The 14,950-nt window shown below is 54.6% G+C and carries 13 protein-coding genes; 9 read left to right on the top strand and 4 right to left on the bottom strand.

The window, feature by feature from the left end; genetic code table 11:
• Positions 1-13 precede the first annotated feature (13 nt).
• The 5 genes from NXT00_RS06935 (at position 14) to recR (ending at position 5,013) form a co-directional block, all read left to right on the top strand.
• Positions 14-1,297, top strand: coding sequence for an aminotransferase (locus NXT00_RS06935; RefSeq protein WP_259079116.1), 1,284 nt, complete (start codon positions 14-16; stop codon positions 1,295-1,297).
• Positions 1,290-1,826 (top strand): suppressor of fused domain protein, encoded by a 537-nt coding sequence (locus tag NXT00_RS06930; protein ID WP_259079114.1) that lies wholly within the window; start codon positions 1,290-1,292, stop codon positions 1,824-1,826. Before NXT00_RS06935 ends, NXT00_RS06930 begins: the two co-directional genes overlap by 8 nt.
• Before the next feature lie 18 nt (positions 1,827-1,844).
• Positions 1,845-3,950, top strand: coding sequence for a DNA polymerase III subunit gamma and tau (locus tag NXT00_RS06925; protein ID WP_259158529.1), 2,106 nt, complete (start codon positions 1,845-1,847; stop codon positions 3,948-3,950).
• 48 nt (positions 3,951-3,998) lie between these two features.
• Positions 3,999-4,319, top strand: a complete 321-nt coding sequence (locus NXT00_RS06920; RefSeq protein ID WP_259079102.1) for a YbaB/EbfC family nucleoid-associated protein — start codon at positions 3,999-4,001, stop codon at positions 4,317-4,319.
• Positions 4,320-4,380: 61 nt separating this feature from the next.
• Positions 4,381-5,013 carry a recombination mediator RecR gene (recR, locus tag NXT00_RS06915; RefSeq protein WP_259079095.1) on the top strand — a complete coding sequence of 211 codons (633 nt, stop codon included), beginning with the start codon at positions 4,381-4,383 and terminating at the stop codon, positions 5,011-5,013.
• A gap of 3 nt (positions 5,014-5,016) precedes the next feature.
• Here recR and NXT00_RS06910 read toward each other — a convergent pair whose 3' ends face one another.
• From NXT00_RS06910 to NXT00_RS06900, 3 genes are read right to left on the bottom strand one after another with little or no spacing between them, the layout of a single operon-like run.
• Positions 5,017-5,709 (bottom strand): type 1 glutamine amidotransferase, encoded by a 693-nt coding sequence (locus NXT00_RS06910; protein ID WP_259079087.1) that lies wholly within the window; start codon positions 5,707-5,709, stop codon positions 5,017-5,019.
• Positions 5,702-6,961 carry a MurT ligase domain-containing protein gene (locus tag NXT00_RS06905; protein WP_259158528.1) on the bottom strand — a complete coding sequence of 420 codons (1,260 nt, stop codon included), beginning with the start codon at positions 6,959-6,961 and terminating at the stop codon, positions 5,702-5,704. The genes NXT00_RS06910 and NXT00_RS06905 overlap by 8 nt, the downstream gene beginning before the upstream one ends.
• Positions 6,962-6,972: 11 nt before the next feature.
• Positions 6,973-7,953, bottom strand: a complete 981-nt coding sequence (locus tag NXT00_RS06900) for an exonuclease domain-containing protein (protein ID WP_396124766.1) — start codon at positions 7,951-7,953, stop codon at positions 6,973-6,975.
• A gap of 461 nt (positions 7,954-8,414) precedes the next feature.
• Here NXT00_RS06900 and NXT00_RS06895 point away from each other — a divergent pair, with 461 nt between their 5' ends.
• Positions 8,415-9,581, top strand: a complete 1,167-nt coding sequence (locus NXT00_RS06895) for a hypothetical protein (RefSeq protein WP_259158526.1) — start codon at positions 8,415-8,417, stop codon at positions 9,579-9,581.
• Between the two features lie 66 nt (positions 9,582-9,647).
• Here the strand turns inward: NXT00_RS06895 and NXT00_RS06890 are convergent, their stop codons facing one another.
• On the bottom strand, positions 9,648-10,499 hold the full coding sequence (locus tag NXT00_RS06890; protein ID WP_259158525.1) for a DMT family transporter: 852 nt from the start codon (positions 10,497-10,499) through the stop codon (positions 9,648-9,650).
• Between the two features lie 249 nt (positions 10,500-10,748).
• Between NXT00_RS06890 and NXT00_RS06885 the strand changes: the two genes are divergently transcribed.
• The 3 genes from NXT00_RS06885 to NXT00_RS06875 all read left to right on the top strand — a co-directional run bounded on the left by NXT00_RS06885 (position 10,749) and on the right by NXT00_RS06875 (position 14,889).
• A complete protein-coding gene (locus tag NXT00_RS06885) occupies positions 10,749-12,014 on the top strand; it encodes an aspartate kinase (protein WP_259079072.1) in 1,266 nt (421 codons plus the stop codon).
• A 97-nt stretch (positions 12,015-12,111) separates the two neighbouring features.
• The gene (locus NXT00_RS06880; protein ID WP_259158627.1) at positions 12,112-13,146 is read left to right on the top strand and encodes an aspartate-semialdehyde dehydrogenase; all 1,035 of its coding nucleotides are present in this window, start codon (positions 12,112-12,114) and stop codon (positions 13,144-13,146) included.
• Between the two features lie 210 nt (positions 13,147-13,356).
• Complete coding sequence (locus tag NXT00_RS06875; RefSeq protein ID WP_259158524.1) at positions 13,357-14,889, top strand: catalase; 1,533 nt, start codon at positions 13,357-13,359, stop codon at positions 14,887-14,889.
• Positions 14,890-14,950: the final 61 nt, after the last annotated feature.

Genomic DNA, 14,950 nt, shown 5'->3' with positions numbered 1-14,950 from the left:
GAAGGTGCTGCACATGCCCTTGATCAATGACAATGCTGATCGTCTCGTCTCTTCCTTGAAAGAATTCCAAGCGGAGTACGACAAACTCAAAGGGCGTCACCTGGCCCTCGACCTCACCCGCGGAAAACCATCTCAAGAACAATTAGATTTTTCCAACGAGCTGCTTTCACTTCCCGGTGCTAACTACCACGCCAATGATGGCACTGATTGCCGAAATTATGGTGGCTTATATGGCATCGATGATATCCGCGCACTCTGGGCCGAGGTCCTCGGGGTGGATCCACGCAATATTATCGCCGGCGACGCCTCGAGTCTCAATATCGAATTTGACCTCATCTCATGGGCCTATGCCTTCGGTACTCAGGATTCTCCCCGCCCGTGGTGTGAGGAAGATACTATCAAGTGGCTGTGCCCGGTACCTGGCTATGATCGTCACTTCACCATCACGGAGAAATTTGGCTTCGATATGATTCCAGTTCCCATGACGGAGCACGGCCCAGATATGGATATTGTCAAGGAACTCGTCAAAGATCCCGCCGTCAAGGGCATGTGGACAGTTCCGATTTTCGGTAATCCCACCGGCATTAGCTTTAGCAAAGAGGTCTGTGCCGAGTTAGCGGCAATGGATACCGCTGCTAAGGACTTTAGAATCATGTGGGATAACGCTTATGCGGTCCACACTCTCACTGATCAATTCCCAGAGAATCCAGATGTCCTAACCTTGGCAGCGCAGGCAGGAAACCCAAACCGCTTCTGGTATGTAAGCTCAACCTCGAAGATCACCCACGCGGGTTCTGGTGTCTCCTTCTTTGCCTCGTCTGAAGATAATCTGAAATGGTACGGCGAGATCGCCAATGTGCGCGGAATCGGCCCCAATAAAATCAACCAGCTGGCCCATACCTATTTCTTCCACGATGCCCATGGAGTGCGCGAGCATATGCACAAGCATGCAGCATCGCTCAGCCCGAAATTTGAGAAAGTTCTCGAAATTCTCTCCTCGCGTCTGGGTGATTACCACGTGGCTTCCTGGACGACCCCTCAAGGCGGCTACTTTATTTCCCTCGACGTCATTGACGGCACCGCAGCGCGCGTGGTGGAGCTCGCCAAAGAAGCCGGCATAGCGCTCACCGCGGCAGGTTCTTCCTTCCCCCTCAAGCACGACCCGGATGACCGCAATATACGTCTCGCCCCCTCACTGCCACCCGTAGCCGAACTCGAGGTAGCCATGGACGGCGTGGCTACCTGTGTATTGCTCGCCGCCGCGGAAAAGGCTCAAGCAGCGCTCGATCGTGTTTAATCTTGATGAATCGATAGCGTGGATCAGTCAGCTCTTTCCCACTCCGCTCAGTTATGTAACCTCCGATGTTACACACCTGAGTCTCGCGAGTGGATCCATGGGGGAGCAGCATATAGTGAGCACGCTCGACCTCCACGAGCATGATCAGTTTTTGCAGGCTGACGGCCGAGATATCCGCTGCGAGATTTTCAGTATAAGTGTGCATCAGCCCACCGATATGTTGCCTGTGGTCGATGCGGCAGCGAAATTACTTCTTGATTCTCGCGGCGCGATTCCCGCTCACCCAGGTACCATCGTGCCCGGTATTCTCAATCGCCCGGAGTTTAGTGTGCAGCACGGTCTTCTCATCTCCCCCTCGGTATGGGGTGAGAAGGTTCCCATGCTGCACACCGGAGAGGTTACAACCCTGATGCTGCAACTAATCCTGATCAACTCTGCGGAGTTAAAGATAGCCAAAGAAGAGGGTATTGCGGCCTTGCAGCAGCGCATGCTTCATGCTGGGGTGAATCTTCTTAGCTGGTCGAGGTAGTGCGGTAGGCTTAAAGCTGTGGCTTTATATCGTAAATACCGTCCGGGTTCTTTCGGTGAATTACTGGGCCAGGATCAAGTAACCATCCCGTTATCACGGGCGCTTGATAATGGTCGCATTAACCACGCCTATCTCTTCTCGGGGCCAAGGGGCTGCGGTAAGACGTCCTCGGCGCGCATTATGGCGCGCAGTCTTAACTGTGTAAAGGGTCCAACGTCTCATCCCTGCGGAGTATGCCCCTCATGTGTAGCACTGGCCCCCAATGGGTCCGGGACTCTCGATGTGACCGAGCTGGATGCCGCTAGTAATAACAGCGTCGACGATATGCGTGAGCTCAGAGATCGCGCCATGTATGCTCCTGCGGAGTCACGGTACCGTATTTTTATTATCGACGAAGCGCATATGGTTACCAGGCAGGGATCGAATGCCCTGCTTAAGATCGTGGAGGAACCACCCGAGCACCTCATTTTTATCTTCGCCACCACCGAACCGGAGAAGGTCATTTCCACAATCCGTTCGCGTACCCACCACTATCCATTCCGCCTCTTAAGCCCCCAGGCGATGCGCACTCTCTTAGAGCGCACCGTAGCGGCCGAGGGGATGACGGTGGAAGACTCCGTCTACCCGTTGGTGATACGACAGGGTGGCGGTTCGCCGCGCGATACTCTTTCGGTTCTCGATCAACTTTTCGCAGGCGCCGGCCCCGAGGGGCTGACCTATGAACAGGCACGCTTGGTGCTCGGCGCTACCGATGAAGCCTTAATCGATAGCTCCATCGAAGCCTTAGCCAATCATGATAGTGCCCAACTATTTCGCACCGTCGATACCATCATCGAAGCTGGTCTCTCACCGCGCCGCTTTGCCGAAGACTTACTTGATCGCCTGCGAGATCTGATCGTTATCCAGGCTGTGCCTCAAGCCGTGGAATCAGGGCTGGTCGATGCCCCTACCGATCGCGGTCAGACCCTTCTTGATCAAGCTGAAGCCTTTGATAAGCGCATACTGCCGCAGATAGCGGGTATCTTCAACGACGGTCTGAGTTCCATCAAAGGTGCCACCAGTCCGCGATTATTGCTGGAAATCCTGTGCGCCAAGATGTTAGTCAATATGCAGCCACCTGCGGAGATTAACGATGATATTCCGCGGTATCGACGCCGTGCTGGTGCTCCAGCAGCGCCCGTTGCGAAAAAAGATCCGGCCCCTATAGCGGCCAAGAATCCGGCGCTAAAACCAGAAGACTCTACGCCAGCGGCGACCCGCGAGGGCGCACATACTCCGCACGAATCCGCCCCAGCCGCACCGCCAGAAGTCATACCCGAACCCGCACAGCCAGCGCCATCGCCCGATTATGAGGCGCAGTATGAAAAAATCTCTGCGCAGTGGCAGACAATTCGCTCCCTCGCCGCAGCAGATAGCCAGGTGCTCGGAATCTTGCTCACGGAGGCCTATCCTATGGGGGTCCGAGATGGTCAGCTCATCCTCGGACACACCACCGGAGCATTAGCTAATCGCCTCAATGCTGGTGTTCACGCCACTGCTCTCAAGCAGGCTGTCAAAAAACAGACTGGACTGGAGCTCACAATCAAGTGCGAGGTGGCGATTGACCCAAAAGAACTAGGGTTTAGCCACCCAACTCGCAAGGCTGCGCCGGTGTGGACACCTACAGAAGAGTCCGCTGAGGAGGTTAAACCACCGGCTAAAGACACTCCGCTGCCGAACGAGGACACTCAACCACCAGCAAAAGATACCCGTCCATCGAGTGAGGATATCCACCCACCAGCGGAGGATGATATCCCCCTTCCCCCGGAACCAGAAGAAGATCCGTGGGGGGAACCAGCCGCACTCGGTGGCGAACCGGAGGACTATCTGGGTGAGAATGTAGATCCACTACAGCCTGAGAGCGTATCCCCAGACTCGCACACTCACGCGCACGCGGATACAGACACTGACACAGACACGGACGTGCTCGCAGACGCTCCCGAGGACATCGATGCCGAATCCGGTGACGAGGAATCGGCACTTATGGATGAAGCGGCGAGTGAACCAGGTAGCCATGACCATCGCAGCGCATTGGCGTATGCCATGGATCTTCTCGCCCAGGAACTCGGCGCTAAACCGGTATAACGGGTAGGATAAAATTTCTATAAGAGAACGTACGAAAGGTTAGTTATCATGGGTCAACCCGATATGTCACAACTGCTCGCCCACGCTCAGGCTATGCAATCCAAATTGCAGGCTGCGCAGGAGGAAATCCTCGCCTCGGTCGTTGAGGGTGATGCTGGCAATGGCCTGGTTAAGGCCACCATCGACGGCACCGGCAAGCTCAAGGCTCTGGAGATCAATCCCGAGGTCGTCGATGCCGACGATATTGATACACTGCAAGATCTGATCATCGGTGCTTTTAATAACGCGCATACCAAGCTCGCCACCATTGCTGAGGAGAAGATGGGCCCACTTAACCAGGGCCTTGATGGCATGGGTGGCCTCTTCTAAGACACCAGATCAACGCACCCGTTCCTTGCTCAAGGGGCGGGTGCGTTAGACTGACGTAGTTATGTTTGAAGGACCGGTTCAAGACCTCATCGACGAGCTCTCGCGGCTGCCTGGTATTGGCCCGAAGAGTGCCCAACGGATTGCCTTTTATCTTCTCCACGTCGAACCCGCTGATATCACGAGGCTCCAAAATGCCCTTGGTGCGGTACGCGACGGGGTGAGTTTTTGCCGTATTTGCTGCAATATCTCCGCTGATGAAGTCTGTCGAATCTGCGCAAGTGAGCGCCGCGACACCGGTCTGATTTGTGTGGTTGAGGAACCAAAAGATATTCAGGTGCTCGAGCGCACCGGTGAATTCAATGGCCGCTACCATGTCCTAGGGGGCTCGCTGGATCCCATCAATAGTATTGGGCCTAAGGACCTGACCGTCACCGAGCTCCTACAGCGCATCGGTGGGGTTTTGCCCGACAAAGATGAATCAGCGCAACCCCCAACAATTCACGAAGTTATCCTAGCCACCGACCCCAATACTGAAGGGGAAGCAACCGCAGCGTATCTGCTCAGACTGCTGAAGGATTTTCCCGATCTTATTATCTCCCGACTGGCCTCAGGTATGCCGCTGGGGGGAGATCTTGAATTTGTTGACGAGCTCACCCTCTCGAGGGCACTGACGGGCCGACTACGGTTGGGCTAGAGCTTAAACGCTGAGTCGTTCTTTACGGAGACGCTCAACCACAGGAATATCTAAAGGCTCGAGGTCAAATCCCACAGCTTTGCTCAGTAAGAGATCCGCGAGGCGTGGGTTTCGAGCGAGCACAGGTCCGTGCATATAGGTAGCGATCACAGAGCCTTGGATAGCTCCCTCAACCGTGCCATCATTTCCTACACCGCGCTTTATAGTAGCGAGCGGGCGGGCGTCGGGGCCGAGGACAGTCTTACCCATATGGTTTTCGAATCCAGTCAGTGGCTCATCAACGCCAGGAATAGTGGCCGTGGAGCGTATCTCGCCGATGGCGCGCTGGGGCAAGGCGGTGGTGCTGGCGTCGATTAGCGCAGCTCCGATTATTTCTTTATCGGCGGCTCGAAATTTTTCACCTAAAACTTGGAAGCCGGCACACACGGCGAGTACCTGGGCGCCAGAATCCACTGCGCGGTGGAGGCCGCGATCGTTATTGATATGCTCGGCGGCAAGAATCTGGGCGGTGTCTTCACCTCCTCCGAGGCAGTAAATATCGAGGCTTTCGGGGATTTTCTCCCCCAAGTGAATGCTGACGATTTCGGCGTCGATCCCGCGCATCCGGGCGCGTTGTTGCACAATCAGGGCATTACCGTTATCGCCGTAGGTGCCCAGGACGTCAGGCAAAATGAGACCGATGCTGAGTTTAGACATGGAGTAACGCTTTCTTCAGATCGCGGAAGGCAGTGTAATTAGCTAGGACCTCAACCCGGCCTGGGGGACATGATTGCACAGCGTGCAGCATATCGTGGATGAGCTCGTGATCAATCTCGGCATAGGTTAGCCGGACCGCGAGATCGGTGCCACGTTCACCAGAGGCCTTCACAACCACGTCTCCAAAGTCCTCGAAGCGCACATCCCAGAGCCAGGAAAGATCTTCTCCATCGGCGACCTGACCATTGACCGCTATCACCAACCCAGCGGCGCTGCGATCAACCATATTCATCGCCTCCTGCCATCCAGCAGGATTCTTAGCGAGAAGAAGATGGACTTTGTGGCTTCCAATATCAATGGTGGAGTAGCGCCCAGCAACATCGTCGACTGTCTCCACCGCAGCGATGGCCTCGTTGAGGGGTATATCAAAAATAGTGGTAGCGGCGGCGATGGCCTGGGCTGCATTTCCGCGGTTAGCCATGCCAGGCAGGCTGAGGTGCAAAGATTTATGGCCATCGGGGCAGATGAGTGCGTGCGGGTCTACCGACCACTCCGGTTCGTGGCGGCTAAAAGTGGAGCCGTCAGGAAGGGGTTTGGCAGCGTGCCAGTGTGTACCTTCGTGGACGATATGACCACCAGTGCGGGGGCAGGAGAGAGAATCGCCCTGCCAGCTACTACCCGCCGACACCCACACCACGCGCTGGGCTGCTAGGCCGATCGAAGAAACCAGAACATCATCGCAATTGGCTATCACCGTCATCTCAGGGTGGGCTGCCACGCTTTCGCGTAAGGCTCGCTCGACCTTATTGATCTCACCAACACGGTCAAGCTGATCTCGCGATAAATTAAGCACGATCAAACATTCGGGCTGGAGCCTGTCAACAACTTTTGGCACGTGGAGTTCATCCACCTCGAGGACTAAATGGCTCGCAGCTGTGCCGGCGAGGAGCGCTGAGATAATACCAGCGTCCATATTATCGCCACCGTCATTAGTTGCCACCTGGTACCGGGTGCGCAAAGCGGTAGCCAACATCCTCGTGGTGGTGGATTTGCCGTTGGTGCCGGTGATAATAGCCACAGGTCGCTCGCCGGAGAGGTGGCGCATAATATCTGGGTCGATTTTCTCTGCAACAAGGCCACCAATCATGCCCCCGGAGCCGCGCCCTGTGGCCCGCGATAAATAGGTAGCCAGTCCTGCTATTTTCGTAGCCACCAGAGTCTGCGCCTGCACACACGCTTGAGGTAGTTTCATGGTGCTTTATCCTAGTCTCCGTTTTGCGCTCGGTGCACGTCGTGCGCCAGGTGCATAAATTCTTCATCACCAAGGAGCGGGATAGCTTTGCGGGTGGCGTGCATCGATTTTCCATTGAAGCCTTCACGAAGATTACACACGAGGAACGAGGCGGTGCGGGTAATCTTCTCGGAATATTTCATGCCTAGACCCAAACCAGTCTCGATAATGAGATCGGGATCGATCGTGGTCTCTGGGGCAACAGAGAACTCCATTCCAGCTTGGAGCCCACGATGGGGGGTATAAACACCCGGGTTCTCTATCTCAGCTGGTTGCTCAGCGGCGTCTACGCGAATGGTGGAGCGCTGCAATCCAAATTCGTCCGCACACAAGTGGGCAGGGTCGCGGAGAATAAAATAGCCGGCGTGGTAAAGCTTGACGACTAAGTGCGTTAATTCACGGCTCGTGGTCATCTCATTGAGATGGGCGCGTTCGGTGCTAGCAGCTGCGGGTGAACTCGCGATACCTGCAATATGAGCTACTGCGCGGAGCCGCGGATCAGGAATAACGAGTGCTTTCCGACGTGCCCCAGCAAGGGTATCGGCGATAGCGATGGGGCGGGGGATATGTCCCACGCGCTGCCGGCGCTTCCCGCGCTTCGATGTGCGGCTACGGTTGCGCCGAGCGGCATGAGCCATAGCGCGCCGAGCCTCTTCGTAGAGGAACCCCCAAACATAGGGAGCATTGTGCACAATTAAGGTGCGGCCATCGATGAGCTTATCGAGTGTCTTCAGAACCCCGGAAAAGGGCCTATTCCCTGCAATATCCGCTGCGGTTAGACCATGTAAATGGCGAGGACCTGGATCGCCACCGGGATTGACTACTGCATGGAATTCTTCGGCTATATGGCCAGAGGAATCTAGAACTAAGGCATCGATAGAGACGATATGAGCTGTTTTAGGGTGTATCCCTGTTGTCTGAATGCTCACCGCTATATAGGGTGTGCGAGCTATGAGTTCATTGCGCTCGCGTTCACGCTCTGCTTTTTTGCGCTCGCGTTCTGCTAACTCGGCCTCAGTGGGCTGCGGACGCGGCTGGGATTTCTTCTGAGAATACCGACGATGACGTCGCTTTTTCGGGCGCTCCACCTCGACGATCACCTCAGATTTATTCACAACTACTCATTCTAGCGGCTACCGCTTGACCACCGCTATACCAGCACGTCATTTCTTCCAGTGGTGGCCACATCAACCACAGACTATGTGGCCACGGTAGTGGCGGTGCCATGGTGGAGGAATCGGACGGCAGTCATTGGACAACCATGAGGGGGCTGAGGGTAATTCTCAGCTTGGTTAGTGAGATGGTTGAGGTCAGGCGCAACCGATGGCGTGGTGATATCAGATGGATAGGCTACAGTTCTTTACTGATGAGCCTTCCGAGCCTCTTGCTTATAGCCCGACCCCAAGGAAAGAATATGGTGCGCATCCCACCGCGGATAAAAACTTTGTGGCTTCCCGCCACTGTCCTGAGTGCGATGGCACTTGTCATACATCTCAGTAGCATGTGGATCTTTTCGTGGGCTCACAGCCTCAAACAGGGGTACTCGGCACTTTTCGCATTCCTGAAAGCCTTCGACTCCACTGCGATGCATCGCATTGATTGGGATGCTCGGCACTATATGGATATCGCTCGGTATGGCTATTTCGCCGCCACTCACATGGGGGAGGCTGACCCTCAGATCTATGAGACTCGTCTTGCTTTCTTCCCCGGCCTGCCCTTATTGATGCGCTGGGGAAGCGAGATAACGGGATTAGGCGTAGTGACCATTGGGTTGAGTATTACATTTATTGCCACCGTGATTCTCAGCGCTGGGCTCATCACACTTGCCACGGCTATGGGAGCAACATCGCGCAGCGCCAGGTGGGTGGCCATTTTCTTTCTTGGTGCCCCCATGTCCGTGACTTTCCATATGGTTTATACCGAAGCTCCTTTTCTCGCGGCGATTATCTGGGCCCTCATTTTTCTCAACCGCAGAGATTATCTTGCAGGTGGGCTTCTTATTGCCGTTGCGGGCTGCTTTAGGCTCACGAGCATTGATGCTGTGGCCGCTTTGATCATCGTAGTGCTTATCCAGGCTCGTAGCTCTGTGCGTGCCTGGATAGCGGTAGGTATATCGGCGCTGCCATTGGTGGGGTATATCAGCTGGGCCTCGTCGTATACCCACGATATAGGTGGCTATTTCGGCTTGCAGAAGAAGGGGTGGAATTCAGCCTTCGACTTCGGCCACGCCACGCTGACATGGGTAGGGAAGGTGATCATCAGTGACCATAATTTAGGCTATATTCTGTCCGTCATCAGTATTGTCGGTGCCCTGATTGCGGTGATCTATGGGTTCAGACGAGCCCCGTGGCCGGTGTGGCTTTTCTCCACTGCGTTGGTCTTTAATGTGGTTCTCTCAGATGGCATCATGCATTCTCGTCCCCGTTTGCTCCTACCCGCGCTGCTGCTTTTTATTCCGCTAGTTATTCGTGCAGAGCAGAAGCTTTCACCAGCGGTATCGCTCAGTCTACTGAGCCTATGGGTCCTCGCGGGTGTAGCTTTTTCTAGCTATATGCTGGAGGTTTTCCCCTGGGCTATTTAATGGTGGGCCAATTCATGCAAGCCATGCGTATCTAAGCCGTGTAGGTCTGGGCTGTGTGAGGGGTATTTAGGTATTGCCCCGCGCCGAGAGTGCGAAGGTGGAGGTGACCATCGCGATGAGGGCGAGCGCCATGATAATCCAATTGAATCCGTGGACGTGGAACTGCTCCCCCAGAATGACATAGCTTAAGATAAAGGCGATGATTGGTTCCACTGTGGTCATGGCGGGGAGCGAGAGTTTCAAAGCACCGGTATTGAAGGCATATTGCTGGACTATTGTGCCAATAATGCTGCCGAGAATTAAGAACCAGAAAACCCAGTGGGTTAGCAGTCCGCTCGATCCCTCGTGCTGGTAGACATCGACAGTAGCTTTAGAGAGAACGGCAATAAATCCGTAGATAATGCCTACAATCACTCCCAGAAAGAGCCCGCGAATATTGCGGGGGGCGTGCCGCGTGGCGCGGTCAATGGTGAGGGAAACAATGATGCCGAGGCTGAGCGCTAGTGCCCACACCCACGCTACGGGTCTGGGATCACCTGGTTCGGGGTTGCCCAAAATGACGAGTACAGCTACCGCAATAGTAAGGACAGCTGCCCATCCAATTTCGTCGGCGTATAAGGGGCGTTTGTGATAGTAGGCAGTCATGGGCATGGTGAACATGAGTGAGAGTGCCAGGATGGGTTGGACGATGAGCAAGGAGCCGTAACTGAGTGCGACAACTTGGAAGGAATATCCTGCGAAAGCGGTGCCACAGGCGAACCACCAGAGGGGGCGTTTAATAGCAGTTATCACCGGCGAGCCTTGCAGGGTACCGTCGGCCGGGGCGCGCTCGGCGATATTGTGCCGAACCACGGTGCCCCACGCAATGATGAGGGCTGCGAGTGCCGCGAAGAAGACCGCGAGGATATTATTATTCATCACCATTTAGATTAGCGCTGCGTTAAAAGAAAATAGCTATCGCAACGGCGGACACGCTAGTATGCTTAGAAACCGATAATCCGAAAGAAATGAGTCGAGGAAGCCCGCGAATTTTCTCTTCTTGGATATGATGACACCATCTCTCTTGAGAGGTTGTGGCAGTGGGAGACCCTCACGGCGCAGCTGACAAAGGAGATATCTACAAGAGGAGAGTATCTCTTCCACGGGCTTCAGGAAGGGCTTCAGCCCGTGGCGTTAATCGTACAAAAATATGGGGGATCGTCGCTGGAAACGGCGGAGCGGATCCGGCGAGTGGCCGAAAGGATCGTGGCCACGAAGAAACAGGGTCACGATGTGGTTGTCGTTTGCTCAGCGATGGGCGATACCACCGATGAATTACTCGATCTAGCCGCTCAAATTAACCCTGTCCCGCCGGCTCGCGAAATGGATATGTTACTCACGGCCGGGGAACGTATTTCCAATTCCCTTGTGGCTATGGCTATCGCTTCCTTTGGGGCCCAGGCACAATCTTTTACTGGCTCTCAAGCGGGAGTATTAACCACCGAACGCCACGGCAATGCCCGCATTGTTGACGTCACTCCAGGCCGAGTGCGCGATGCTTTGGATGCGGGACAGATCTGCCTCGTGGCGGGCTTCCAGGGGGTTAACCGCGAGACGCGCGATGTGACCACGCTTGGTCGCGGCGGTTCGGATACCACTGCGGTTGCGCTCGCGGCGGCGCTCAATGCTGATGTCTGCGAAATTTACTCCGATGTTGATGGGGTATATACCGCAGACCCCCGTATTGTTCCCGATGCGCAGAAGTTGGAAACTTTAAGTTTCGAAGAAATGCTGGAGCTGGCCGCCTCTGGTTCGAAGATCTTGGTCTTGCGTAGCGTGGAGTATGCGCGCGCTTTTAATGTTCCGATTCGTGTTCGTTCGTCGTATAGCAATGATCCTGGCACTTTAGTGACGGGCTCTATGGAGGATATTCCTGTGGAAGAAGCAGTGCTGGTGGGCGTTGCCACCGATAGTTCCGAAGCCAAGATCTCAGTTCTCGGCATCCCCGATAACCCTGGTGAGGCTGCCAAGATCTTCCGCGTGCTTGCCGACGCTGAAATTAATATCGATATGGTGATTCAGAATATCTCCTCCCTCGAGGATAATCGCACCGATATCACCTTCACCTGCCCGCGTGCCGATGGGCCTCGAGCCATGGAATTACTCTTTAAACTCCAAGGCAGTGGAACCTGCCAAAATGTGCTCTACGATGACCAAATTGGCAAAGTATCCCTGGTGGGTGCGGGAATGAAGTCCCACCCTGGGGTTACGGCCACATATTGCGAGGCGCTGCGCGATGCGGGCATTAATATCGAGCTGATCTCTACCTCCGAAATTCGTATTTCGGTATTGTTGCGTGAGCAGGATGTGCCTGCTGCAGTAAAGGCACTGCACGCAGCCTTCGAATTGGGCGGTGGAGAAGTTGCCACCGTTTATGCTGGTACCGGCCGTTAACCCCCACGACCAAACCGACCATGTCGAATACGATAATCCTCGTGAATAGACCACAAGCTGCAACGCTCAGGTAGATCGAGGGAGGAGAAAGATAATGATGACCACCATTGCAGTAGTTGGAGCGACCGGCCAAGTTGGGCGCGTTATGCGCGCTCTCTTAGAAGAGCGGAATTTCCCCGCCGAGAAGGTGCGGTTCTTCGCTTCAGAGCGATCCGCGGGAACGACCTTAAAATTTCGCGGAGAGGATATCGTGGTGGAGAACCTCGCTGAGGTCACTCCCGAGAAATTGAGCGATATCGATATCGCCCTCTTCTCGGCTGGTGGATCGACGTCGCTGAAATTTGCCCCTATGTTCGCCTCTGCAGGCGTCAAGGTAGTAGATAACTCCTCAGCATGGCGCAAAGATCCTGAGGTTCCCCTTATTGTGAGCGAGGCCAACCCGCAGGAAACGCAGAATCTGCCCAAGGGGATTATCGCCAATCCCAATTGCACCACTATGGCGATCATTCCCGTGCTCAAGGCACTCAGCGATGCTGCTCAGTTGCAGAAAATGCACGTTTCTTCCTATCAAGCGGTTTCTGGCTCTGGTCTGGCCGGGGTGGAAACTCTAGTACAGCAGGTGGAAAAAGTGGGGGAAAAGGCCCGCGATTTGGTTCATGATGGATCCGCCACCGATCTCGAGGAACTGGGCCCTTATATGGCCCCGATTGCTTATAATGTGGTTCCCCTTGCTGGCAATCTTGTCGACGATGGCTCTTTCGAAACTGATGAGGAACAGAAATTACGCAATGAGTCGCGCAAGATCTTAGGACTACCCGATCTCTTGGTGTCTGGTACCTGCGTGCGGGTTCCGGTATTCACCGGTCACACCATGACCGTTCATGCGGAATTTGAAAAGCCCATCACCCCGGGCGAGGCCAAGGCTCTCCTGGAGGACGCCCCTGGCGTGGCTGTGGTGGATGTGCCGACTCCTCTGGCGGCTGCTGGAAAGGATGATTCCTTAGTAGGCCGCATCCGCCAAGATCAGACGGTAGCGGATAATAGGGGTCTGATCTTTGTGGTCTCTGGTGATAATCTGCGTAAGGGTGCGGCTCTGAACACCGTCCAAATTGCAGAGCTACTTGTTGGTTAATATCCGCTAGAAGTAGTCGAATTAGCCCCATTTCCTCGAGGGAGGGAGTGGGGTTTTCGCTATTCTGGGCGTGAAGAAAGCCTAAGCTAACTGCGAAAATAGCGATTCTCTATTAAAAGAGATTTCCTTGCAAGGATTTTCTTTTTAATGTATCTTGGGGCTGAAGATTACACTTAGAAAAGGCTCACAGTTTCTTATAAAGGAGTTCATGTGACTACCGACGATATCCTCGGCAAGGGCAAGCGCCCAGAACCAACCGGACCTACTACCCAACTGGGTGGACGCCCCGTTGCTTCCGAAAACGCTTCCATTACCCAAGGCCCACAAGGGGCTAGCGTGCTCAATGACTATCACCTTATTGAAAAGCTCGCCCACTTCAACCGTGAGCGCGTTCCAGAGCGCAACCCCCACGCCAAAGGTCACGGAGCTTTCGGTGAACTCCATATCACCCACGACGTGTCTCAGTACACGAAAGCCAAGCTCTTCCAGCCTGGAACCGTCACTCCCATGGTGGGTCGTTTCTCCACCGTCGCCGGTGAACAAGGTTCTCCCGATACCTGGCGTGATGTCCACGGCTTCGCCTTGCGCTTCTATACCGAAGACGGCAACTACGATATCGTAGGCAATAACACCCCCGTTTTCTTTATCCGTGACGGCATTAAATTCCCTGATTTTATTCACTCCCAGAAGCGCATGACCGCAGATGGTCTGCGTTCCCCAGATGCACAGTGGGATTTCTGGACTCGCACCCCAGAATCGGCTCACCAAGTCACCTATCTTATGGGTGATCGCGGTACTCCAACCTCCACCCGCCACCAGGACGGTTTTGGTTCTCATACCTTCCAGTGGATCAACGATGAGGGCGCCCCAGTGTGGGTGAAATACCACTTCAAAACTCGTCAAGGCTGGCAGACCTTCACCGATGCTGAGGCCACCGAGAAGGCGGGAACCGATCCCGATCTCCACCGCGAGGATCTCTTCCAAGCGATCGATCGCGGCGACTACCCAATCTGGGATGTCAAGGTGCAGATTATGCCCTTCGAAGATGCGGAGACCTACCGTTTCAACCCCTTCGATCTCACTAAGGTGTGGTCGCATAAGGATTATCCGCTGATCGATGTCGGCTATTTCGTGCTGAATAAGAATCCCCAGAACTACTTTGCCCAGATTGAGCAACTTGCTCTCGATCCAGGCAACCTCGTTCCAGGTATTGGCTTAAGCCCTGATCGGATGCTGATGGCCCGTGCTTTTGCCTATGCTGATGCCCAGCGCTACCGCATTGGACCAAATTACCGTCAACTTCCGGTGAACCAGCCCCTTAAGCCTGTTAATACCTACACCCACCAGGGTCAGATGGAATATCAGTTCAACCCTGCTGGAGCCCCAGTGTATAGTCCCAACCGTTTTGATAAGGGCGCAGGCTATCTCGATGATGGAAAAACCTCGGCAAGTGGTGAGAGCTTAGGCCAGGCAGAGGATCTCTTTATCAACCCTGATCCTCATGGCACAGATCTGGTTCGTGCCGCCTACGTGGCCCATAAAGACGACGATGATTTTATCCAGGCGCGCACGTTATACCGCGATGTCATGGACGATAACGCTAAGGAGCGGTTAGCAGATAATATCACCAATGCCATGGTGGGAGTCTCTGCTGAGACTGAAAAGCGCTGCTACTGGTACTGGGAGCAAGTAGATCCGCAATTAGGTAAGCGAGTACGCGAGCTCTTCGCTACCAAGAAATAATCGCTGAAGTAACCAGTGAAATAATCGCTCAAGATCACAACCGGTGCGTAGCTTGTGGTGC

This window comes from Corynebacterium sp. ES2715-CONJ3 (assembly GCF_024814365.1).
Classification (GTDB): Bacteria; Actinomycetota; Actinomycetes; order Mycobacteriales; family Mycobacteriaceae; genus Corynebacterium.
The sequence above is the reverse complement of the archived record's forward strand: the minus strand, read 5'-3'. Positions and strand labels throughout refer to the sequence as shown.